The organism is Pseudonocardia yuanmonensis (assembly GCF_039542425.1).
GTDB classification, from domain to species: Bacteria; Actinomycetota; Actinomycetes; order Mycobacteriales; family Pseudonocardiaceae; genus Pseudonocardia; species Pseudonocardia yuanmonensis.
Window position 1 is genome coordinate 18,908 of the sequence record NZ_BAABIC010000007.1, and the last position, 19,467, is coordinate 38,374.

Here is a 19,467-nt window from a genome sequence, read left to right on the forward strand (position 1 = left end):
CCGCAGGATGGCGTGTCGCCGATCGGTCCGTCTGCGCTCGTCTAGCACTCCGTCTAGAAGACGGTATGTCAGGCTCGACGGAAGGCCGCGTCGGCGACGCAGTACAGCCCGAAGGCCCCGAACCCCAGCGCGACGACGACGAGCAGGGACATCCCGAGCGGCGTCTCGCCGAGGGCGCGCAGCGCGGCGTCGAGCCCGCCGGCCCGGCGCGCGTCGGACGCCACGGCCGCCGTGAACACCAGCACCCCGACCACGGCGAGCGCCAGCGCCCGGGCCAGGTGCCCGAGCACGCCCAGCGCCTCGATCGCGCGGCGCAGCGCGGGGGCGAGCCGCCGGACGTCGAGATCGCCCATGAAGGTCCGGCGCACCCCGGTGTAGGTCATCGTCACGGCGAGCACCCCGATGGTCACGGCCGCGGCCGCCACCAGCAGCCGTCCGCCGGGCAACACCAGGAGGTCGGCGACGACGTCCCGGGCCCCCGCGTCGCCGGACCGCGGCCCCGAACGCAGGAAGGCGACGGCCACCACCGCCAGCCCGAGCATCGTGACCGCTTTGGCGGTCGCGCCGACCCGCTTGCGCACCCGCTCGCCGCCGGAGACCCAGCAAAACCCGAGCGCCGCCGCGGTGAGTTGCCAGATCGCGAACGCGACGAGGCCGACCACCGCCACCACCAGCCCGACGGCCCCGGCGCCGGTCGCGATCTCCGCGACGGCGCCCTGCGCGTCGGCCGAGCCCCCCGGCAGGCCGATCGCCATGCGGATCGCGAGCCAGGCCACGACGAGGTGGACGACGCCGTAGGCGAGGAGACCGGCGCGGCCGAGGAGGTCGACGGTGCGGCCGGGTGCGTCGGAGCGACCACGGCGAACCGACCGGCGCAGGTGCCGGAGGGGGGCGTACACCTGCTCACGGTAACCATCGCCTCGTCTGCACTCGTCTAGCTCCCGGCCGATACTCCGCGATATGCCGTGATCGGCCGGAGATCTGGGAGGCTCGGGCCGTGACCGAGAGCGCACCGGAGATCGTGACCGAGGGCAGCGGGTGGGTCGAGCACACGGCCGACCGGGCCGAGCTGTCCGTGGTGTTCGACGCGCGGGGGCGCAGCCGCACCGCCGCCGCCGAGGAGCTGGGGCGGCGGGTCGCCGCGGCGGAGAAGGCTCTCGGCCTCCCGGGGCTGACGGTGCGCGGCCGGCGGGTGTCCGTGCACACCGAGTACAAGGGCTCGAAGCCCGCCGGGTGCCGGGCGAGCGAGGCGATCCAGGTGCGCGTCGACGACACGGACGTGCTGGAGGAGGCGGTGTCGCTGCTCCTGGGCGCGGAGCCGGCGTCGCTGTCCGGGCCGTCGTGGTCGCTGGCCGACCCGGACGCGGTGCTCGCGGAGGCGCAACGCCGCGCGGTGGCCGACGCCCGTCGGCGCGCCGAGGGCTACGCGGCGGCGCTCGGCGGCAGCCTCGGCCGGCTGGTCCGGCTCAGCGAGGCCCCGGAGCACGGGGTCGCCCCGATGATGGCGGTGCGCGCGCGGGCCGAGGGGGGACCCGACGTCGCCGATCTGGGGCTGGAGCCGGAGCCGGTGCGGGTCACCGCCCGCTGCACCACGACCTGGACCTTGATCGGCTCGTGATCAGGGCTATTCCACGCTCGAAATTCCCGTACCAACGGGTGAATCAGCGCCTCCGAGTAGCGCAATTCCCGGCGCGAGCCCGACACTCGTTCGGAGTAGTCACTCGGTTCGTGACGGGAGGACACGTGGGTTCTCGAGGGGGACGGCACCGGCTGACGCGACGCACCCGCCAGGAACTGCGGATGCGCCCCGGACGACGGCGCCGGGCCGGCTTGCGGGCGACCGCCCGGGCCGTGCTCACCGCGGCCGTCGGACTGCTGCTCACGAGCGGCGGCGCGACGGTGCTGCACAACGACGGCGGCCCCGTGACGGTCGCCTTCCTGACCTCCGACACCGAATAGCCCGGTACGGGACGGCACCGGCACGGCACCGGGGCCCGCCGCGGTCAGTGGCCGTCGACGACGGTGCCCTCGATGACCATGGGACCCACCGGGCGCCCCGGCGTGCCGGGCCCGGCATGGCCGCGCGCGTCCGTCCGAGCGCCGGGCTGCACGTCGACGACCTCGGCGTCGATCACCTGACCCTCGCCGCGGATCCGCGCGGTCCGCAGGTCGGGGTGCCGGCGCTCGGTGGAGGCGACGAGCCGGCGCCGCACCAGCGCCCGGGTGGGCGGCAGTACCAGCAGCAGGCCCAGCACGTCCGTGACCAGGCCGGGCACGAAGATCAGCAGGCCGCCGGCGGCGACGAGCATGCCGTCCGTGGTCTCCGAGGTGGCGACCCGGCGGTTGCGCGCCGCGTCGGCGAGCGCCTGCGCGGCCCGCAGCCCCTCCCGGCGGGCGAGCCACAGGCCCAGCACGGAGCCCGCGAGCAGCACCAGCAGGGTCGGCAGGGCGCCGATCCAGGAGCCCAGCGCGACCACGGCGACGATCTCGACCACCAGGTACAGCAGCACGAACGGCATACCCGTCCAACGCGCGGGACCGCAATTTTGCTCCCGACACCCGCCCCCGATAGACGAACGGCACTCTCGTTCACTCCTAGTGAGCGAAAGTGCCGCTCGTGCACCGCTCGGCTCGCACGACTCCCGCACAGTTCCCTGAGCGAACGCCGCTCTCGCTCACATCTAGTGAGCGAAAGTGCCGTTCACCGGTGTCGGTAGCGCGGTGTCGGCGCCGCCGGGGCCACCGGAGCAGGGTCACCAGAGCAGGGCGGTGGCCGGGTCCTCGAGGAGGGCGCCGACGTCGGCGAGGAAGCGCGAGCCCTGCTCGCCGTCGACCAGCCGGTGGTCGAAGGAGAGCGCGAGCTGGCAGACCGTCCGCACCGTGAGCTCGCCGTCGACCACCCACGGCGCGGGTTTGATCGAGCCGACGGCCAGGATCGCCGCCTCGCCGGGGTTGAGGATCGGCGTGCCGGTGTCGACGCCGAACACCCCGACGTTGGTGATCGTGATCGTGCCGCCGACCAGGTCCGCCGGCGCGGTCCTCCCCGCCCGCGCGGTCTCGGTCAGCTCGCCGAGCGCGACGGCCAGGCCGTGCAGGTCGAGCCGGTCCGCGTCCCGGATCTTCGGCACCATCAGCCCGCGCGGGGTCGCGGCGGCGATCCCGAGCTGGACGTGGTCGTAGTAGACGATCTCGCCCGCCGGCTCGTCCCAGCTCGCGTTGACCGCGGGCGTGCGGCGCGCGGCCAGGCACACCGCCTTGGCGACGAACGCGAGCGGCGTGAGCTTGACGTCCGCGAACGGCCGGGAGGCCCGCAGCCGGTCGCGCAGCTCCATCGTCGCCGTGACGTCGACCGACAGGAACTCCGTGACGTGCGGGGCGGTGAAGGCGGACTGCACCATCGCCGCCGCCGTCGCCTTGCGAACGCCGCGGATGGGCTCCCGGCGCACACCGCCCGGCGACGCGGGCCGAGGCGCACCCGCCGCGGGCCCGACCGCGGTGGACGCCCCAGGGGGCTCGGCTCCAGAGGGCTCGGCCCCGGCGGGCTCGGCCTCAGCATGAGCACCGACCCCACCGACGAGGTCCACCTGCGTACCGGGCCCGCCGGCGGCCTGCGCCGACGCCGCCGCCCGCACGTCCTCGCGGGTGATGACGCCGCCCGGCCCGGACCCGGCGAGGACCCGCAGGTCGACGCCGAGGTCCTTGGCCAGCTTGCGCACCGGCGGCTTGGCCAGCGGGACGAGGGAGGTGGGCCGGCCGCCCGCGCCCTGATCGAGGTCCGGTGCGGCGGCCGCGGCGGCGGACGGACCGACCTGGGCGGCGGCCTCCTCGCCGGCGACCACCGGGGCGACCTCGGGCTCGACCGGCCGGGCGGGTTCCGCGACCGCGGCCGCCGCGCCGGGCACGCCCTTGCGGGGGCGGCGCCGCGCAGCGCCCTGCCGGGGCCCGTAGCCGACCAGGGTGGCGATGCGGCCGTCGGCGCCGGCCTCGCCGATCAACGCGCCCTTCCCCTCGCCGGACCCGGCCGTCTCGATCCTGATGATCGGTTCACCGACCTGCACCGTCGCGCCCGGCTCGGCCAGCAGCTCCGTGACCGTCCCGGCGAACGGCGAGGGCAGCTCGACCGCCGCCTTCGCCGTCTCGATCTCGACCAGGATCTGGTTCACCGTGACCGGGTCGCCGGGGGCGACCTGCCAGGCCACGATCTCGGCCTCGGTCAGGCCCTCACCGACGTCCGGCATGCGGAAGGTCTCGGGCACGCTCACCACCCCAGGGCGCGGTCGACGCCGTCGAGCACGCGGTCGAGATCGGGCAGGTAGTCGTCCTCGCACTTCGAGGGCGGGTAGGGGGTGTCGAAGCCGGTCACCCGCAGCACGGGCGCCTCCAGCGAGTGGAAGCACTCCTCCTGCACCCGGGCGGCGACCTCCGAGGTCACCGACGCCTCCGACGGCGCCTCGGACACCACCACCAGCCGGCCGGTGCGGCGCACCGAGGCGAACACCGGACCGAGGTCCAGCGGCGACAGCGAGCGCAGGTCGATCACCTCCAGGTCGGTGCCCTCCGCCTCGGCGGCGGCTGCCGCCTCCAGGCACGTCTTCACCAACGGTCCGTAGCAGGCGACCGTGACGTCGGCGCCGGAGCGCACGACCCGCGAGGAGAACAGCGGGGCGGGCTCGCTCTCGGACACCTCGCCCTTCTCCCAGTACCGCCGCTTCGGCTCGAAGAAGATCACCGGGTCGTCGCTGGCGATGGCCTGGCGGATCATCCAGTGGGCGTCGTCCGGGTTGGAGCAGGCGACCACCTTCAGCCCCGCGACGTGCGCGAACAGCGACTCGGGCGACTCGCTGTGGTGCTCCACCGCGCCGATCCCACCACCGAACGGGATGCGCACGACCACCGGCATCGGCACCTTGCCCTGCGAGCGGAACCGCACCTTGGCCAGCTGCGACACGATCTGGTCGTAGCCGGGGAAGACGAAGCCGTCGAACTGGATCTCGCACACCGGGCGGAAGCCGCGGATGGCCAGGCCCACCGCGGTGCCGATGATCCCGCTCTCGGACAGCGGGGTGTCGAGCACGCGCTGCTCGCCGAAGTCCTTGGCGAGGCCGTCCGTCACTCTGAACACGCCCCCGAGCTTGCCGACGTCCTCGCCCATCACCAGGACCTTCGGGTCCCGTTCCATCGCCGCGCGCAGCCCGGAGTTGAGCGCCTTGGCGAGCGTCATCGTCGTCATCTCACACTCCCCCCGTGCTCGGTCCCGCGAGCGACCCTTCGGCCTCGAAGCTCGCGTGGTACTCCAGGAACGCCTGTTTCTGCGCCTCCAGCTGCGGCGACGGCTCGGCGTAGACCTCGGAGAACATCCGGTCCGGTGCGGGGTCCGGCATGGCGACGCAGAACGCGCGGAACCGGGCGGCCAGCTCGTCCGACTCGGCCTGCACCTCGTCGAAGAACTCCTGCCCGACGCCGTGCTCGCGCACCAGGTTCACCCGCACCCGCTCGATCGGGTCCTTGAGCTTCCACAGCTCCAGCTCGTCCGCGAGCCGGTAGCGCGAGGGATCGTCCGACGTCGTGTGTGCGTCCATGCGATAGGTGAACGCCTCGATGAGCACGGGCCCGTTGCCGGTGCGGCACTCCTCCAGGGCCCAGCGGGAGACGGCGAGGCAGGCCAGGACGTCGTTGCCGTCGACCCGCACGCCCGGGAAGCCGTAGCCGCGGGCGCGCTGGAAGAGCGGCACCCGGGTCTGGCGCTCGAGCGGCACCGAGATCGCCCACTGGTTGTTCTGGCAGTAGAAGACGACCGGCGCGTCGTAGGCGGCGGCCCAGACGAATCCCTCGTGGACGTCGCCCTGGCTGGTGGCGCCGTCGCCGAAGAAGCACATCGTGGCCTCGGCGTCCGGCCCCTCGCCGACCTTGCCCTCGAACCGCTGCCCCATGGCGTACCCGGTGGCGTTGAGGCACTGGTTGCCGATGACGATCGTGTACAGGTGGAACCGGGCCGCGATCGGGTCCCACGAGCCGTGGTCGGTCCCGCGGAAGATGCCCAGCAGGTCCGTCGGGTCGATCCCCCGGCACCACGCCACGCCGTGCTCGCGGTAGCTCGGGAAGATCATGTCGCGCGGGGTGGCGGCGCGGCCGGCGCCGATCTGCGCGGCCTCCTGGCCGAGCAGCGGCACCCAGATGCCCAGCTGGCCCTGGCGCTGCAGGGCGTTGCCCTCACGGTCGATGCGGCGGACCAGGACCATGTCGCGGTAGAAGCCCTGGAGCTCCTCGGCGCCGACGTCGTCGGCGTAGGAGCCGAACCGCTCGTCGGACACGCGCTGCCCCTCGGGGGTGAGCAGCTGGACGAGTTCGGCACCGCCCTCGTCGGTGCCCTTCAGCCCGGACAGCACGTGCTCCCGGGTCGGTGCGGATCGGGGATCGGTCGGGACCCAGCTCTGTGGACGGGACACGCGTTCCTCCTCGTGCTCACGGCACGCGGGGTCCGTGCTGTTCCGACACTGACCCGCGGGCCGGCGGACGCCCGGCAACGGACCACTCGGGTGTGTGGGCCGCCCCACGCCGGACGTCCTGTGAGGCCGATAGTGGCACGGCTCGCGCCGGCAGGGGGATCGCGAGAAGCCACGGGATCACCCGGCGGCGCGTGCGTGGGGACACGGCTCCGTTCGGCGTCCGATCCTCGGAACCCGGAGCGACGGACCCGCCGGGCAGGGCGCCGGAACGACGACGGCCCGGCCACCCGTGCTGGGTGACCGGGCCGGCCGGGCCGTCGTGCGGCCCCGGATCGGGCGCCGCGTCGGGCTCCTGTCGAGCTGTGTGTCGCGCTCGGTGTCGAGCGCGTGTCGGACTCCGGGTCAGGCGCCGCGGTAGGGGGCGGCGGGCGGGTCGTTCGGCCCGTAGCCCTGCCCCGGGGACTGCTGTCCGGGCTGCCCCGGGCCCTGCTGCCCCGTGGGCTGCCCCGGGTGCCCGTAGCCCTGCGTCCGGTCGTGGATCCCGGCGACGCCCTTGGCCTTCTGCGCGACCCCGTGGATCTGCCCGGAGTACTTGCCCTTCGTCTGCTTGTCGACGAACCGGGCCGCCTGGTCGAGGTACTTCCCGGCCTGCTCCGGGTTCTTCCGTGCGTAGCGGCGCGCCGCCTCGGCGGCACCCGCCAGCGCGCCGAGCTTCTTGAACAAGCCCGCCATGCGCTTCCTCCCGTCGTGTCCGGTGTCGTCCACCGTCCGTTCTGCACCGACAACGGCCGGTGATATGTCCAGGTTCCCAGGAGCCGCCCGGCATAACCATGTGTCCGTCGGGTAACGGACGATCGTTCCGGGATGTCCTTCCGGCGGCCAGGTGGCAGCATCCCGTCGACCGCGTCGACCCGGCGCGGACGGATGAGGAGGTGCCGGCGTGTCCGCCCGAAACAGAACGATCCCCGCCGCGCTGGCCGCGGCGGCCCTCGCCGTCGTCCTGGCCGCCTGCGGCTCCGGCGGCGACGGCTCCGGCGGGGGCACCGGAGGCGCAGGCGCGACCTCGGCCCCCGCGATCCCCACCCCCACGAAGGACGACGCGCTCGCCGCCAAGGTGCCGGCGTCGGTCTCCGCCGACGGCAAGCTCGTCTTCGGCACGGACGCCTCGTACCCGCCGAACGAGTTCACCGACACGGACGGCAGCACCATCATCGGGATGGACGTCGACCTGGGCACGGCGATCGCGCAGAAGCTGGGGCTGCAGGCCGAGTTCCAGAACAGCCAGTTCTCCGGGATCATCCCGGGCATCGACGGCGCCCGCTACGAGGCCGGCATGTCGTCCTTCTCCATCACGCCCGAGCGCACGGTGACGGTCGACATGGTCAGCTACTTCACCGCGGGCACCAGCCTGGCGGTCAAGGCGGGCAACCCGGACGGACTGGCCGCGGACAACCTCTGCGGCAAGGCGATCGGCGTGCAGGCCGGCACCACGCAGGCCGAGGAGGTCGTGACCCGCAGCCAGGAGTGCACCTCCCAGGGCAAGCCGGCGATCCAGGTAACCGAGCTGCAGCAGCAGACGGACGTCACGCTCGCCCTGACCTCGTCGCGCATCGTCGGCATGCTCGCGGACTCACCGGTCGCCGCCTACGCCGTGACCACCACGAACAAGGCCGTCGAGGTCGTCGGCGAGCCGTACGACACCGCGCCCTACGGCATCGTGCTCAAGAAGGGGCAGGCCGAGTTCCCGCAGGCGATCCAGGGCGCCGTCCAGGCGCTGATGGACGACGGCACCTACAAGGCCATCCTCGACAAGTGGAACGTCGGCAACGGGGCCATCCCGACCTCGCAGATCAACGCCTGAGCGTGCCCCGATGACAGTGCGGCCCGACCGTCCCGAGCCCATGAACGCCGTCCCGGTCCGGCACCCGGGACGGTGGGTCGCCGTCGCCGTCATGGCGGTCCTGGCCGCCATGCTGGTCCACACGATCGTGACCAACGACGGCTTCGGCTGGCCCGTCGTCGGCGACTACCTGTTCTCACCGCCCGTGCTCAACGGGCTGAAGAACACGCTGATCCTGACGGTCCTGTCCATGGCGATCGGGATCGTCGGCGGCGTGCTGCTGGCCGTCATGCGGCTCTCGCCGAACTGGATCCTCAGCTCGGTCGCCGCGCTGTACATCTGGGTGTTCCGGGGCACGCCGCTGATCGCGCAGCTGCTGTTCTGGAACTTCCTGTCGGCGCTGTACCCGCGGCTGTCGCTGGGGGTCCCGTTCGGGCCGGAGTTCGTCACCTTCGACACCAACCAGCTGATCAACCAGTTCGCGGCCTGCCTGCTCGGCCTCGGGCTCAACGAGGCCGCGTACATGGCCGAGATCGTGCGTGGCGGCATCGCGTCGGTCGAGCACGGGCAGACCGAGGCGGCCGGCGCGCTGGGCATGTCCCGGGCCCAGACGCTGCGCCGGATCGTGCTGCCGCAGGCCATGCGGGTGATCATCCCGCCGACGGGCAACGAGACGATCTCCATGCTGAAGACCTCGTCGCTCGTCGTGGTGATCGGGTACTTCGAGCTGCTCACGTCCGTGCAGCGGATCTACTCGGTCAACTTCCAGACGATCCCGCTGCTCATCGTGGCAGCGATCTGGTACCTGGCGCTGACGTCGATCCTGTCCGTGGGGCAGGGCTTCATCGAGCGGCGCTACGGGCGCGGGCTGCAGACCGGACCGCCGGGACCGTCCCTGCTGGGCTTCCTGCGCCGCCGGCCGGAGGAGGTCGCCGCATGACGCCGATGGTCGAGGCCCTGGGCATCCACAAGCGCTTCGGCGCGACCGAGGTGCTGCGCGGGGTGGACCTGGTCGTGCAGCCCGGCGAGGTGAGCTGCGTGATCGGGCCGTCGGGCTCCGGCAAGTCCACCCTGCTGCGCTGCATCAACCACCTCGAGCGGATCGACTCCGGCCGGCTGCGGGTCGACGGGCACCTCGTCGGGTACCGGGAGCGCAACGGCCGGCTCTACGAGATGCGCGAGTCCGAGGTCGCGCACCAGCGGCGGGACATCGGCATGGTGTTCCAGCGGTTCAACCTCTTCCCGCACAAGACGGCGATCGAGAACGTCATGGAGGCGCCGGTCGTCGTGCGCCGCCAGGACAAGGCCGCGGCGCGGGCCCGGGCGGTCGAGCTGCTCGACCGGGTGGGCCTGGCGGACCGGCGGGACAACTACCCGTCGCAGCTCTCCGGCGGGCAGCAGCAGCGCGTGGCGATCGCGCGGGCGCTGGCCATGTCGCCGCGGCTCATGCTGTTCGACGAGCCCACCTCGGCGCTGGACCCCGAGCTCGTCGGCGAGGTGCTCGACGTCATGCGGGGGCTCGCGCGGGAGGGCATGACGATGGTCGTGGTCACCCACGAGATGGGCTTCGCCCGCGAGGTCGGCGACTCGCTGGTGTTCATGGACGAGGGCGTGATCGTGGAGCAGGGCGCGCCGCGGGAGGTGCTGGCGAACCCGCAGCACGAGCGGACCCGGTCGTTCCTCTCGAAGGTGCTCTGAGGTCTCGGTGACGGCCCCGGCGAAAGCGGGCGAAGCACCCGAATCGGGCACCGACCAGGCGGGATGACACGATCGAGGCATGCGTGTGCGAGGACCGACCCGGCTCGTCGCGGCCGTCCTGGCGGCCGGGGCGCTGCTCCTGGGCGGTGTCGGGTGCGCGACCACGCCCGCGCCGCCCGTCGGCGTCGTCCAGCAGCCGCTGCCGGAGGTGGCGGCCGATCCTGCGCTCGTCGCCCTGCTCCCGGCCGGTCTCGCCGGCGGGACGCTGAGGGTCGCCGTCCCCGGGGTCGCCCGGCCGGCGACCGGTCCCGAGGAGGAGCTCGGCTCCGCCGTGGCCGCCCGGCTCGGCCTGCGGTCGTTGACCGACGGGGTCTCCGCGACGGCACTGCCGCGGGCGTTGGTCGGCGCCCGGCACGACGTCGGGATCCTGCCGGTCCCCGTTCCCGAGGCCCCGCTGGGCGGCAGCGTGCTGCCATGGCTCGCGGCCCGCACCGCGATCGTCACGCCGCCCGGCAACCCCGACCGCATCGAGCCGACCACGCTCTGCGGGCACCGCCTCGGCGTCGTCGCCGGGTCGGCGCAGCACGCGGCGGTCACCGAGGAGAACCTCCACTGCCTGGACAACCGGCGGCCGGAGATCGAGATCGTGCCCGTCGGCGGTGCGGAGGACGCCACCCGCCGGCTGCTCGCGGACCAGCTCGAGGCGTTCGTCGCAGACGCCCCGGCCGCGGGCCACGCCGTCGTCCTCGGGAAGGGAAAGCTCGCGTTGCCGAGCGCCCCGTACGGCGAGGGGACGGCCGGGATGATCGTGGAGAACCGCGCCGTGCCGGCGGTCCGCGCCGCGCTGGCCTCGCTCATCGACGACGGGACCTACGCCGCGATCCTCGACCGCTGGCTGCTCGGGGACCTTGCTGTCGACGGCGCCGCCGTGCGGCCGTGACGGTCGTGACGGGCTGTCCCTTCTCCCGGTCAGCGGGGGAGGCGGCCCATCAGGAAGAACTCCGGGTTGGGCCGCAGCGCGGTCAGGTGTGCCATGCGGTTCGACAGGGCGAACAGGGCGGTGATGGCGCCGACGTCCCAGATCTCGTCGTCCGTGAGGCCGGCGGCGCGGGCGTCCTCGAGCTCGGCGTCCGTGACGGTGGCGGAGTCGGCGGCGATCAGCAGCGCGAGGTCCACGATGGCCCGCTCGCGGCGGCTGAGCTCGACCGCGAACGGGTTCGTCGCGACCTTGTCCGCGATCTCGGGGTCCTTCATGCGGATCCGCAGGATCGCCCCGTGCGCCACCACGCAGTAGGTGCAGTGGTTGGCGGCCGAGGTCGCCACCACGATCAGCTCGCGCTCGGCCTTGCTCAGCCCGTCGTCGGAGTCCATGAGCGCGTCGTGGTAGTCGAGGAAGGCGCGTAGCTCCCGAGGACGCTTCGCCAGGGCGCGGAACACGTTGGGGACGAACCCGGACTTCTCGGCGATCGCGCCGATCCGTTCCCGCAGGTCCTCGGGCATGTCCTCCAGCTCGACGTGCCCGAAGCGACTCACCGCGTGCTCTCCCATGCCCCGGACCGTACCTCCGCCGGGGCCGCTCGGACACGGGTGCGGGGCCCTTCCCCGGGTCGCTGGCGTGTGTGACCTGCCGGGGTGTGCGGCGTGCCGGGGGGTGTGGCCCACCGGGGTGTGCGGCCCGCCGCCCCGCCGGTTGCGTGCGGGTCCGGACTCAGCCGGCCGCGCCCGCCGCGCGCACGGCCGAGCGGATGCGGTCGAGCAGCACGAACGGATCGTCGGCCGAGGGCTCCTGACGCTCCCAGCGCTCGCCGGAGGACGTGGGGATGTAGAGCACCCAGCGCCCGGTCCCGGGCTCGTTGCGCAGCTGCGCGAGCGGCGTGGAGGACCAGACGGCGCCCAGCTCGGGGAACGCGGGCGGGCGGCGGTCGAGGATCGTCACGTGGTCGCCCACCGTCGTGTAACCGATCCGGCGGCGCTCGCGCTCCTCCGCGGACAGACACTCCGCGCACCAGTCCGACAACCGGGTACGGATCTCCTCGGGCACCCCCATGCCCGCAGATGATGACGTTTGCGGGGCCGCCGGGGAAGGTCCACGACCGGGATGTTCCCCGCCGGTGACCAGGCGGCCGTGATCCGCCCTCGCCGCTGTGCCGCCGACCCCGCCGGCCCTCCCACACCCGCCCGGGCGCCGCGGCACACCCGCGGGGTTCGCCCCACACCCCGTCGACGACCCGTGCGACGCCCCTCGGGGTGTGCGAGGTCGGCGAGCGAGACGGGAGAGGGCCGACGCGGGCGGGAGCGGATCGTCCCTGCGAGGTCGGCGAGCGAGACGGGAATCGGGCCGACACGCGGGCGGGAGCGGGTCGTCCGAGCGGCACACCTTCTCGTGCGTCCCACGGGCCGTCGACTGGATGTGCGACGCGCCTCGCGGGTGTGGGAGGGCGCCGGCGCGGTGCCCCGCGTGCCGCCGGGTGTGCCGGCCTCGATCCGCGGGCCGTCGACCGCATGTGCGACATGCCGCGCGGTGTGGAAGGACGCTGGAGCGGGTGCGCCGCGTGCCCTCGGGTGTGCCGATATCGATCCGCGGGCAGGCGACCGGATGTGCGATGTACCTCGCGGGTGTGGAAGGGCGCCGGCGCGGTGCCCCGCGTGCCGCCGGGTGTGCCGGCCTCGATCCGCGGGTCGTCGACCGCGTGTGCGACGCGCCTCGCGGGAGTGAGAGGACGCCGGAGCGGATGCGCCGCGTGCCGCCGGGTGTGCCGGCCTCGGGTCCGCGTCGATCGCGCCCGCTCGCGTACGGGAGCGGCGCGCCCACCCGATGCCGGCGCTCGAGAGTGGGCCCGCCCGCGCACCCGCCGAGCGGACGCGCTGTGGACCGTGATCATCGCGAGCGTCACCGGATGCGAGGCGCGGAGCAGCCGCGTAGCACTCGAATCGATCAGCGTCGCGGTGATCGCCGCGAGGGGCACGGCAGTGTCGCCCGGGCAGCCGCAGCGTCCCACCCGGATCGATCATGTCCCACGAGCGGCCTCGCTCCTCGCGATCGCGAGCCCGGGAACGGGAACCGCGCTCACTGCGCTCCACGGCCGACGAAGACCACGGATCCCGGGCGTGCACCCCGGGTCCGCCGCGCACGGGGGACCCTCAGGCTCCCGCCTGCTCACGCCTCGGCGCCTCGGGGCGGCGGGCCGTGGGGAGGCGGACCACACGACCGCCCGGATCCGGGGGGCGCGGCGGGGCGACGACAGGGGCCGCGGCCCGCTGCAGCGCTCCGAGCACCGTCGGGCCGCCCTCGTCGGGGTGCGCACGGGAGTCGGCGACCGCCAGCAGCCGGGGCGCCGCGGCGGCCACGAGGAGCCGCTCGACGGAGAGCTCCCCCGCGTCGAGCACCACGACGGCGTCGAGCACGTCGTCGGCCGGCAGCCGGGACAGCAGCGCCTCCAGCGGCACGCTCCACACGAACCCGCGCCCGTCCGCGTACGCACCCGCGGCCTCCGGGTCCTCGGCGCGCAGCCGGGCCAGCAGCTCGTCGCACCGGGCCTGGTCGGCCGCCTCCCGGCGGGCCGGCGCCAGGGCGGCGAGGGCGGCCTCGTAGGCCTCGGCGTCCCGCGCCCGCAGGGCCTCGACGGCCGCGCGGTGCCCGCCGACCAGCTCCTCGACCGGGCCGGAGCCGGCGAGGCCGTCCGCGATCGCGTCGAGCCGGACGGCCGCCTCGGCCGCGGAGCCGTGCTCGGCGACGTCGAGGATCCCGGTCGCGACCCGCTCGGCGGCGGCCAGGTCCGGCACGGCGATCGGCGAGGTGGGGTGCAGGAACAGGACGTCGTGGCGCAGCTGGCCGACCGCCCGCGCCGCCTCGTCCACCCGGTCCAGCCCGGCGACGAGCGCACGCAGGTCGCCGACGTCCCGCGGGGTCGGGACGAGCAGCGCGCGGCACCCCTCGTCGACGGCGGTGAGCCGGGTCGCGAGGTCGACGTGCAGGACGGCGGCGTGCACCGACCGGGCGTCGGCCGGGACCTGCCCGCCGACCCGGATCAGGTCGAGGACCGGCTGCACCTCGCGCTGCATCCCGATGCGGAAGCGCCGCCGGGCACGGCCGCCGGAGTCGAGGAACTCCCGGTAGTCGACGAGCAGCTCGCCGGCGTGCGGGGGCAGCGGGCCCGCGAGCGTGACGAGCGGCAGGTCCCGCGAGCGGTCGGCGATCGTGAGGGCCGCCGCCGCGGTCGCCCGCAGCGCGTCGAACACCGGCCGGTGCCGGGAGTGCACGAGGTTGGCGAGCAACGGCCACGCCCAGGAGCCCTCCCGCGGGCCGAGGGCGTCGAGGGCTGCGCGCACCGCGCGGGCGACCCCGGCGACGGCGGCGAGCCGCGGCTCGTCGAGCGTGGTGAGGACGTCCCGGAGCAGGTCCGGCGCCCCGCCGCGGGCCGGCCCGGAGCCGGAGGCGTTGGCGCAGAGTGCGCGGATCTCGTCGACCGGCGGGAACGCGGGCGGCGGCGGGATCTCCCGCCCGGCGTGCTCCCGGCGGGCGGTGGCCGTGGCGAGGAGCAGCCGCAGTTCGCGCTGCTCGGGCCCGGTGAGCGCGGGCAGCCGGTCGACGGTGGGGGCGACGGCGTCGAGCCGGACCAGGCCGGCGGCGGTGACGGCGACCCGCAGCCCGGTCCGCGCGAGGTCGCGGACCGCGGCGGCGACCTCCTCCGGCCGGTGCCCCTCCAGGACCAGGAAGGACTCCGTGCGGACCGCCGCGACGACGTCCGTGAGCGGCGCGGGGTGCTCGTCCGGCGCGGTGCGCTGCCGCGGCACCAGGGGCACCAGGGGCACCGCCGCACCGGCCCCGGCGGGGGATCCGGCGCCGTCGTTCCCGGCGAGGGCCTCGGCGAGCCGGCGCAGCCCCGCCGGCGCGGCACCGGCCTCCATCCGGGCGCGGACCTGCTCGGCCGCGGCGAGGGTGGCCGCGTCGGCCGGGGGCGGGCCCGCGGCGGAGCCGTCGGTGGGAGCGGAGGACTCCGCCTCGTCGGCCGCGCGTTCCGCCAGCCGCTCCACGAGGTCGCCGAGTCCCGAGGCCTCACGAGGCGCGTCGGGTCCCGGACCGGCGCCGTCGGCACCGTCCACGGGCTCCTCCTCCGGCTCCCCCGCCCGCCCGCTCCCCGCCGTGGGCAGGTGGCGGACCACGTGTCGCATCTCCGCCATCACTCACCTCCAGCCACCGCCGTCGAACCCGGCGGTCACCGGGGGTATCGCTCGGGCGGCCACGATGTTCCACCGCGACGGTGTGGTCCTGCAACACGTACGGGACGTTCCGGTCACGCACAGGGCTCGTTCGGCCGCACGCACGCGACGCGTTGGTCCGGTCGGGCGTCGGGCGCTCGCCCGACCCCCGCCACCCGGACCCGCCTCAGGGCTCAGTGGGTCAGCACGTCCGCAACCGGGCGGAGCCGCTTCGAGCCCTCGTCCGCGTGGTAGTCGGGGCCCTGGGTGGCGTCCGCGCCGTTGCCGACCTTGAGCGCATGCAGCACCGCGGAGACGACGACCACCACCAGCAGGTTGAGGACCAGCGCCACGAAGCCCACGTAGATCTGCACCTGGGAGCCGGCGAACGGGTGCCAGCCGAAGATCGTCAGCTTGTCGAGGGTGAGCGCGGAGCCGCCGAAGTGCGCCCTGTTCGCCGCCGGGTTGGGGATGAGGTAGAGCAGGTACATCCCGTACGCCATGCCGACGAGCCAGCCCGCCACCAGCGCCCAGCGGTGCAGCCAGCGCGTGTAGAGGGCGATCGCCACCGCCGGCAGCGTCTGCAGGATGATCACGCCGCCGATGAGCTGCAGGTCGATCGAGAACTGCGGGTCGACGAACAGCACGAAGGCCACCGCCCCGAACTTGACGACGAGCGAGGCCAGCTTGGCCTGCCGCGCCTCCTGGGACGGCGTCGCGGAGCGGTGGATGTACTCCTTGTAGATGTTGCGCGTCCACAGGTTGGCGGCCGCGATCGACATGATCGCCGCCGGCACCAGGGCCCCGATGCCGATGGCCGCGAAGGCGACGCCCGCGAACCAGTCCGGGAACTGGCCGTCGAACAGCACGGGGATGATCGTGTTGGTGTCCGGGCGGCCGGTCGCGTTGTTCGTGATCGGCTTGGAGCCCGCGGCGATCGCGACGTAGCCGAGCAGCGCCAGCAGCCCGAGCAGCAGCGAGTACGCCGGCAGCGCCACCATGTTCCGCTTGAGCACGTCCCGCCCGCGCGAGGCGAGCACACCGGTGAGCGAGTGCGGGTAGAGGAACAACGCGAGCGCCGACCCCAGCGCCAGGGTGATGTACTGCAGCTGGTTGTTGCCGGTCAGCAGGATCGAGCCCGCCGGCTTGCCGGTCGCCGGGCTCGGCTGGGCCAGCTTGTCCGAGGCCGCGCCGAAGATGTCCGACCAGCCGCCGAACTTGGCGGGCAGGTAGATCACGGCCACGAGGATGACCAGGTAGATCAGGATGTCCTTGACGAACGCGATCAGCGCCGGCGCCCGCAGCCCGGACTGGTACGTGTAGACCGCCAGGATCACGAACGCGACCAGCAGCGGCAGGTGCCCGGCGATGCCGGTGCCGTTGAGCCCCATCGTCCGCAGCACGGCCTCGAGGCCCACGAGCTGCAGCGCGATGTAGGGCATCGTGGCGACGATGCCGGTGATAGCCACGAGGAAGGCCAGCAGCGAGCTGCCGTAGCGGCCCCGCACGAAGTCCGCCGGCGTCACGTAGCCGTGCACCCGGGAGACCGACCACATCCGCAGCACCGGAAGGAAGACGATCGGGTACAACACCACGGTGTAGGGCAGCGCGAAGAAGCCCATCGCGCCGGCGCCGAACATCAGCGCGGGCACCGCGACGAAGGTGTAGGCCGTGTAGAGGTCACCGCCGACGAGGAACCACGTGATCCACGAGCCGAACTTGCGGCCGCCCAGGCCCCACTCGTCGAGGTGGTCCAGCCCGCCGCCCCGCTGCCAGCGCGAGGCGACGAAGCCCATCACCGTCACCACGAGGAAGAGGACGACGAAGACGGACAGCTCCACCCACTGGATCATCGCCGCGCCCCCTCGTCGAGGTCGTCGACCCGCTCGTCGGCGTCCGGCGCGTACTCACCGTCGCCCTTCGTCCGCAGGTAGACGATGAGCACGCACACAACGCCCACCGGCACCCACAGGAACTGGGACCAGTAGAAGAACGGCATCCCGAACAGCACCGGGTCCGTGCTGTTGAACCACGGCGTGACGAGCATCAGCAGCGGGACCAGGAGCAGCAGGTTCCACGGGCTCCAGCGGAACCCGGACCCTCCTTCGCGTGCGGCCATGACTCCCCGATTCGATCGACGACGACCAGCAAGGCTCGGACTGCGGCGCATCGTAGGTCGGCCGCGCGGAGATCGCCGGACACGCGCCGGGCGAGTTCGATCACGGCACCCGGACGGGACCCGGCGGACGCGGAACGGCCCGCCCCGGGGGTCCGGGACGGGCCGTCCGTGACAGGGGGTCGGCCAGGAGCCGATCACATGCCGGTCACATGCCGAGGCGCTGCTTGAGGTTCTCGAGCTCGTCGCGCATCGAGGTCGGCAGCTTGTGGCCGACCTTGTCGAACCACTCCTCGATGAGCGGGATCTCCTGCTTCCACTCCTCGGGGTCGACCTTGAGCGCGGCCGCGACGTCCTCCGCGGTGGCGTCGACGCCCTCGAGGTCCATCTGGTCCGGCGTGGGCACGTAGCCGATCGGGGTCTCGGCCGCGGCGGCCTTGCCCTCGATCCGCTCGATGACCCACTTGAGCACGCGGCTGTTCTCGCCGAAGCCCGGCCACAGGAAGCGGCCGTCCTCGCCGCGGCGGAACCAGTTGACGTAGAAGATCCGCGGCAGCTGCCCGGCGTCCGCGCTCTTGCCGACGTTCACCCAGTGCTGGAAGTAGTCGCCGACGTTGTAGCCGAGGAAGGGCAGCATGGCCATCGGGTCACGGCGCACCTGGCCGAGCCCGCCGGCCGCGGCGGCGGTCTTCTCCGAGGACATCGTGGCGCCCATGAAGGTGCCGTGCTGCCAGTCGCGGGCCTCGGTCACCAGCGGGACCGTGGTCTTGCGGCGGCCGCCGAACAGGATCGCCGAGATCGGCACGCCGTTCGGGTCCTGCCACTCCGGCGCCACGACCGGGCACTGCGAGATCGGCGTGGTGTAGCGGGAGTTCGGGTGCGCGGCGTCCGTCCCGGACTCCGGCGTCCAGTCGTTGCCCTTCCAGTCCTTGAGGTGCTCGGGCTTGTCCCCCCCACCCGGCGCCTCGAGGCCCTCCCACCACACGTCGCCGTCGTCCGTCAGCGCGACGTTGGTGAAGATCGAGTTGCCCGCCTCGATCGTGCGCATGGCGTTGGGGTTGGTCTTCCAGTTCGTGCCCGGCGCGACGCCGAAGAAGCCGAACTCGGGGTTGACCGCGTACAGCCGGCCGTCCTCGCCGAAGCGCATCCAGGCGATGTCGTCGCCGACGGTCTCGGCGCGCCAGCCCGGGATGGTCGGCTGCAGCATGGCGAGGTTCGTCTTGCCGCAGGCCGACGGGAAGGCGGCCGCGACGTAGTAGGCCTTCTCCTCCGGGCTGATCAGCTTGAGGATCAGCATGTGCTCGGCGAGCCAGCCCTCGTCGTGCGCGATGGCCGAGGCGATCCGCAGCGCGTAGCACTTCTTGCCCAGCAGCGCGTTGCCGCCGTAACCGGAGCCGAAGGACCAGATCTCCCGGGTCTCCGGGAAGTGGGTGATGTACTTCGTCTCGTTGCAGGGCCAGGGCACGTCCTGCTGCCCCGGCTCGAGGGGTGCACCGACCGAGTGCACCGCCGGGACGAACCTCTCGCCCGCGGGGCCGTCCAGCAGCGGCAGCACCGAGGCGCCCATCCGGGTCATGATCCTCATCGAGACCACGACGTACTCGGAGTCGGTGATCTCCACGCCCAGCATCGGGTGCTCGGCGTCCAGCGGGCCCATGCAGAACGGGATGACGTACATCGTGCGGCCGCGCATGCAGCCGCGGAACAGCCCGCGCAGCGTCTCGCGCATCTCGGTGGGGTCGGCCCAGTTGTTCGTGGGGCCGGCGCCCTCCTCGGTGGCCGAACAGATGAAGGTGCGCTCCTCGACCCGCGCGACGTCGTCCGGGTCCGAGGCGGCGTAGAAGCTGTTGGGCTTCTTCTCCTCGTTCAGCTTCACGAAGGTCCCGGCCTCGACGAGCCGGCTGGTCATGCGGTCCCACTCGGCGTCGGACCCGTCACACCAGACGACGGCCTCCGGCGTCGTCAGCTCCGCGATCTCACGCACCCATGACAGCAGGCGCGCGTTGGTCGTGGGCGCATCGTCGATCCCTGGGACGGTCGCTGCGGTCATGTGAGTCTCCTAGCCTGGCCGGCCCCCGTTCCCCGGCCGGGGAATGCTGGCAGAGCCTCGCCTGGTCGGGACGAGGCCTGTAACGGGGAAAGATGACTACGGAGGTTACCGGTCCGGC

The 19,467-nt window shown here is 73.6% G+C and carries 18 protein-coding genes; 6 read left to right on the forward strand and 12 right to left on the reverse strand.

All coding sequences use genetic code 11. The features are described from left to right. Positions 1-68 precede the first annotated feature (68 nt). Entirely contained in the window at positions 69-899 is an 831-nt protein-coding gene (locus ABD990_RS11980; RefSeq protein ID WP_345380505.1) for a DUF1206 domain-containing protein, read from the reverse strand. 98 nt (positions 900-997) lie between these two features. Here ABD990_RS11980 and ABD990_RS11985 point away from each other — a divergent pair, with 98 nt between their 5' ends. Together ABD990_RS11985 and ABD990_RS11990 are read left to right on the forward strand one after the other, a co-directional pair. After that, positions 998-1,618 carry an SIMPL domain-containing protein gene (locus tag ABD990_RS11985; protein WP_345380506.1) on the forward strand — a complete coding sequence of 207 codons (621 nt, stop codon included), beginning with the start codon at positions 998-1,000 and terminating at the stop codon, positions 1,616-1,618. Between the two features lie 182 nt (positions 1,619-1,800). Next, complete coding sequence (locus ABD990_RS11990) at positions 1,801-1,959, forward strand: hypothetical protein (RefSeq protein ID WP_345380507.1); 159 nt, start codon at positions 1,801-1,803, stop codon at positions 1,957-1,959. 44 nt (positions 1,960-2,003) lie between these two features. Here ABD990_RS11990 and ABD990_RS11995 read toward each other — a convergent pair whose 3' ends face one another. The 5 genes from ABD990_RS11995 to ABD990_RS12015 all read right to left on the reverse strand — a co-directional run bounded on the left by ABD990_RS11995 (position 2,004) and on the right by ABD990_RS12015 (position 7,178). Beyond that, positions 2,004-2,519, reverse strand: coding sequence for an FxsA family protein (locus ABD990_RS11995; RefSeq protein WP_345380508.1), 516 nt, complete (start codon positions 2,517-2,519; stop codon positions 2,004-2,006). A 234-nt stretch (positions 2,520-2,753) separates the two neighbouring features. Then, positions 2,754-4,256, reverse strand: coding sequence for a dihydrolipoamide acetyltransferase family protein (locus tag ABD990_RS12000; protein ID WP_425569580.1), 1,503 nt, complete (start codon positions 4,254-4,256; stop codon positions 2,754-2,756). A 2-nt stretch (positions 4,257-4,258) separates the two neighbouring features. Then, positions 4,259-5,230: an alpha-ketoacid dehydrogenase subunit beta gene (locus ABD990_RS12005; RefSeq protein ID WP_345380509.1), complete on the reverse strand. Its 972-nt coding sequence runs from the start codon at positions 5,228-5,230 to the stop codon at positions 4,259-4,261. Between the two features lies 1 nt (position 5,231). After that, the gene (gene pdhA, locus ABD990_RS12010) at positions 5,232-6,446 is read right to left on the reverse strand and encodes a pyruvate dehydrogenase (acetyl-transferring) E1 component subunit alpha (RefSeq protein WP_345380510.1); all 1,215 of its coding nucleotides are present in this window, start codon (positions 6,444-6,446) and stop codon (positions 5,232-5,234) included. A gap of 402 nt (positions 6,447-6,848) precedes the next feature. Next, entirely contained in the window at positions 6,849-7,178 is a 330-nt protein-coding gene (locus ABD990_RS12015; RefSeq protein WP_345380511.1) for an antitoxin, read from the reverse strand. 208 nt (positions 7,179-7,386) lie between these two features. Between ABD990_RS12015 and ABD990_RS12020 the strand changes: the two genes are divergently transcribed. The 4 genes from ABD990_RS12020 to ABD990_RS12035 all read left to right on the forward strand — a co-directional run bounded on the left by ABD990_RS12020 (position 7,387) and on the right by ABD990_RS12035 (position 10,924). Further along, a complete protein-coding gene (locus tag ABD990_RS12020) occupies positions 7,387-8,307 on the forward strand; it encodes an ABC transporter substrate-binding protein (RefSeq protein WP_345380512.1) in 921 nt (306 codons plus the stop codon). Between the two features lie 10 nt (positions 8,308-8,317). Continuing rightward, positions 8,318-9,226 carry an amino acid ABC transporter permease gene (locus ABD990_RS12025; protein ID WP_345380513.1) on the forward strand — a complete coding sequence of 303 codons (909 nt, stop codon included), beginning with the start codon at positions 8,318-8,320 and terminating at the stop codon, positions 9,224-9,226. Then, entirely contained in the window at positions 9,223-9,984 is a 762-nt protein-coding gene (locus ABD990_RS12030; RefSeq protein WP_345380514.1) for an amino acid ABC transporter ATP-binding protein, read from the forward strand. The genes ABD990_RS12025 and ABD990_RS12030 overlap by 4 nt, the downstream gene beginning before the upstream one ends. A gap of 79 nt (positions 9,985-10,063) precedes the next feature. Continuing rightward, positions 10,064-10,924 carry a type 2 periplasmic-binding domain-containing protein gene (locus ABD990_RS12035; RefSeq protein ID WP_345380515.1) on the forward strand — a complete coding sequence of 287 codons (861 nt, stop codon included), beginning with the start codon at positions 10,064-10,066 and terminating at the stop codon, positions 10,922-10,924. Between the two features lie 29 nt (positions 10,925-10,953). On the opposite strand, the gene ABD990_RS12040 is transcribed toward ABD990_RS12035, so the two are convergent. From ABD990_RS12040 to ABD990_RS12065, 6 genes are all read right to left on the reverse strand, one after another. After that, a complete protein-coding gene (locus ABD990_RS12040; RefSeq protein WP_345380516.1) occupies positions 10,954-11,532 on the reverse strand; it encodes a peroxidase-related enzyme in 579 nt (192 codons plus the stop codon). Between the two features lie 160 nt (positions 11,533-11,692). Further along, complete coding sequence (locus ABD990_RS12045; RefSeq protein ID WP_345380517.1) at positions 11,693-12,031, reverse strand: DUF3024 domain-containing protein; 339 nt, start codon at positions 12,029-12,031, stop codon at positions 11,693-11,695. Between the two features lie 1,094 nt (positions 12,032-13,125). Then, a complete protein-coding gene (locus ABD990_RS12050; RefSeq protein WP_345380518.1) occupies positions 13,126-15,165 on the reverse strand; it encodes a hypothetical protein in 2,040 nt (679 codons plus the stop codon). Between the two features lie 212 nt (positions 15,166-15,377). Next, positions 15,378-17,036: a monocarboxylate uptake permease MctP gene (gene mctP / locus ABD990_RS12055; protein ID WP_345380519.1), complete on the reverse strand. Its 1,659-nt coding sequence runs from the start codon at positions 17,034-17,036 to the stop codon at positions 15,378-15,380. Further along, entirely contained in the window at positions 17,033-17,302 is a 270-nt protein-coding gene (locus ABD990_RS12060; protein ID WP_345380520.1) for a DUF3311 domain-containing protein, read from the reverse strand. Before ABD990_RS12060 ends, mctP begins: the two co-directional genes overlap by 4 nt. Positions 17,303-17,507: 205 nt before the next feature. Next, positions 17,508-19,349, reverse strand: a complete 1,842-nt coding sequence (locus tag ABD990_RS12065) for a phosphoenolpyruvate carboxykinase (GTP) (protein WP_345380521.1) — start codon at positions 19,347-19,349, stop codon at positions 17,508-17,510. Positions 19,350-19,467 lie beyond the last annotated feature (118 nt).

Excerpts from the sequence above, each read along its gene's own strand:
- ABD990_RS11990 (WP_345380507.1), top strand. The coding sequence starts at position 1,801 with ATGCGCCCCGGACGACGGCGCCGGGCCGGCTTGCGGGCGACCGCCCGG.
- ABD990_RS11995 (WP_345380508.1), bottom strand. The coding sequence starts at position 2,519 with ATGCCGTTCGTGCTGCTGTACCTGGTGGTCGAGATCGTCGCCGTGGTC.
- ABD990_RS12005 (WP_345380509.1), bottom strand. The coding sequence starts at position 5,230 with ATGACGACGATGACGCTCGCCAAGGCGCTCAACTCCGGGCTGCGCGCG.
- ABD990_RS12015 (WP_345380511.1), bottom strand. The coding sequence starts at position 7,178 with ATGGCGGGCTTGTTCAAGAAGCTCGGCGCGCTGGCGGGTGCCGCCGAG.
- ABD990_RS12025 (WP_345380513.1), top strand. The coding sequence starts at position 8,318 with ATGACAGTGCGGCCCGACCGTCCCGAGCCCATGAACGCCGTCCCGGTC.
- ABD990_RS12030 (WP_345380514.1), top strand. The coding sequence starts at position 9,223 with ATGACGCCGATGGTCGAGGCCCTGGGCATCCACAAGCGCTTCGGCGCG.
- ABD990_RS12035 (WP_345380515.1), top strand. The coding sequence starts at position 10,064 with ATGCGTGTGCGAGGACCGACCCGGCTCGTCGCGGCCGTCCTGGCGGCC.
- ABD990_RS12040 (WP_345380516.1), bottom strand. The coding sequence starts at position 11,532 with ATGGGAGAGCACGCGGTGAGTCGCTTCGGGCACGTCGAGCTGGAGGAC.
- ABD990_RS12045 (WP_345380517.1), bottom strand. The coding sequence starts at position 12,031 with ATGGGGGTGCCCGAGGAGATCCGTACCCGGTTGTCGGACTGGTGCGCG.
- ABD990_RS12050 (WP_345380518.1), bottom strand. The coding sequence starts at position 15,165 with ATGGCGGAGATGCGACACGTGGTCCGCCACCTGCCCACGGCGGGGAGC.
- mctP (WP_345380519.1), bottom strand. The coding sequence starts at position 17,036 with ATGATCCAGTGGGTGGAGCTGTCCGTCTTCGTCGTCCTCTTCCTCGTG.
- ABD990_RS12060 (WP_345380520.1), bottom strand. The coding sequence starts at position 17,302 with ATGGCCGCACGCGAAGGAGGGTCCGGGTTCCGCTGGAGCCCGTGGAAC.
- ABD990_RS12065 (WP_345380521.1), bottom strand. The coding sequence starts at position 19,349 with ATGACCGCAGCGACCGTCCCAGGGATCGACGATGCGCCCACGACCAAC.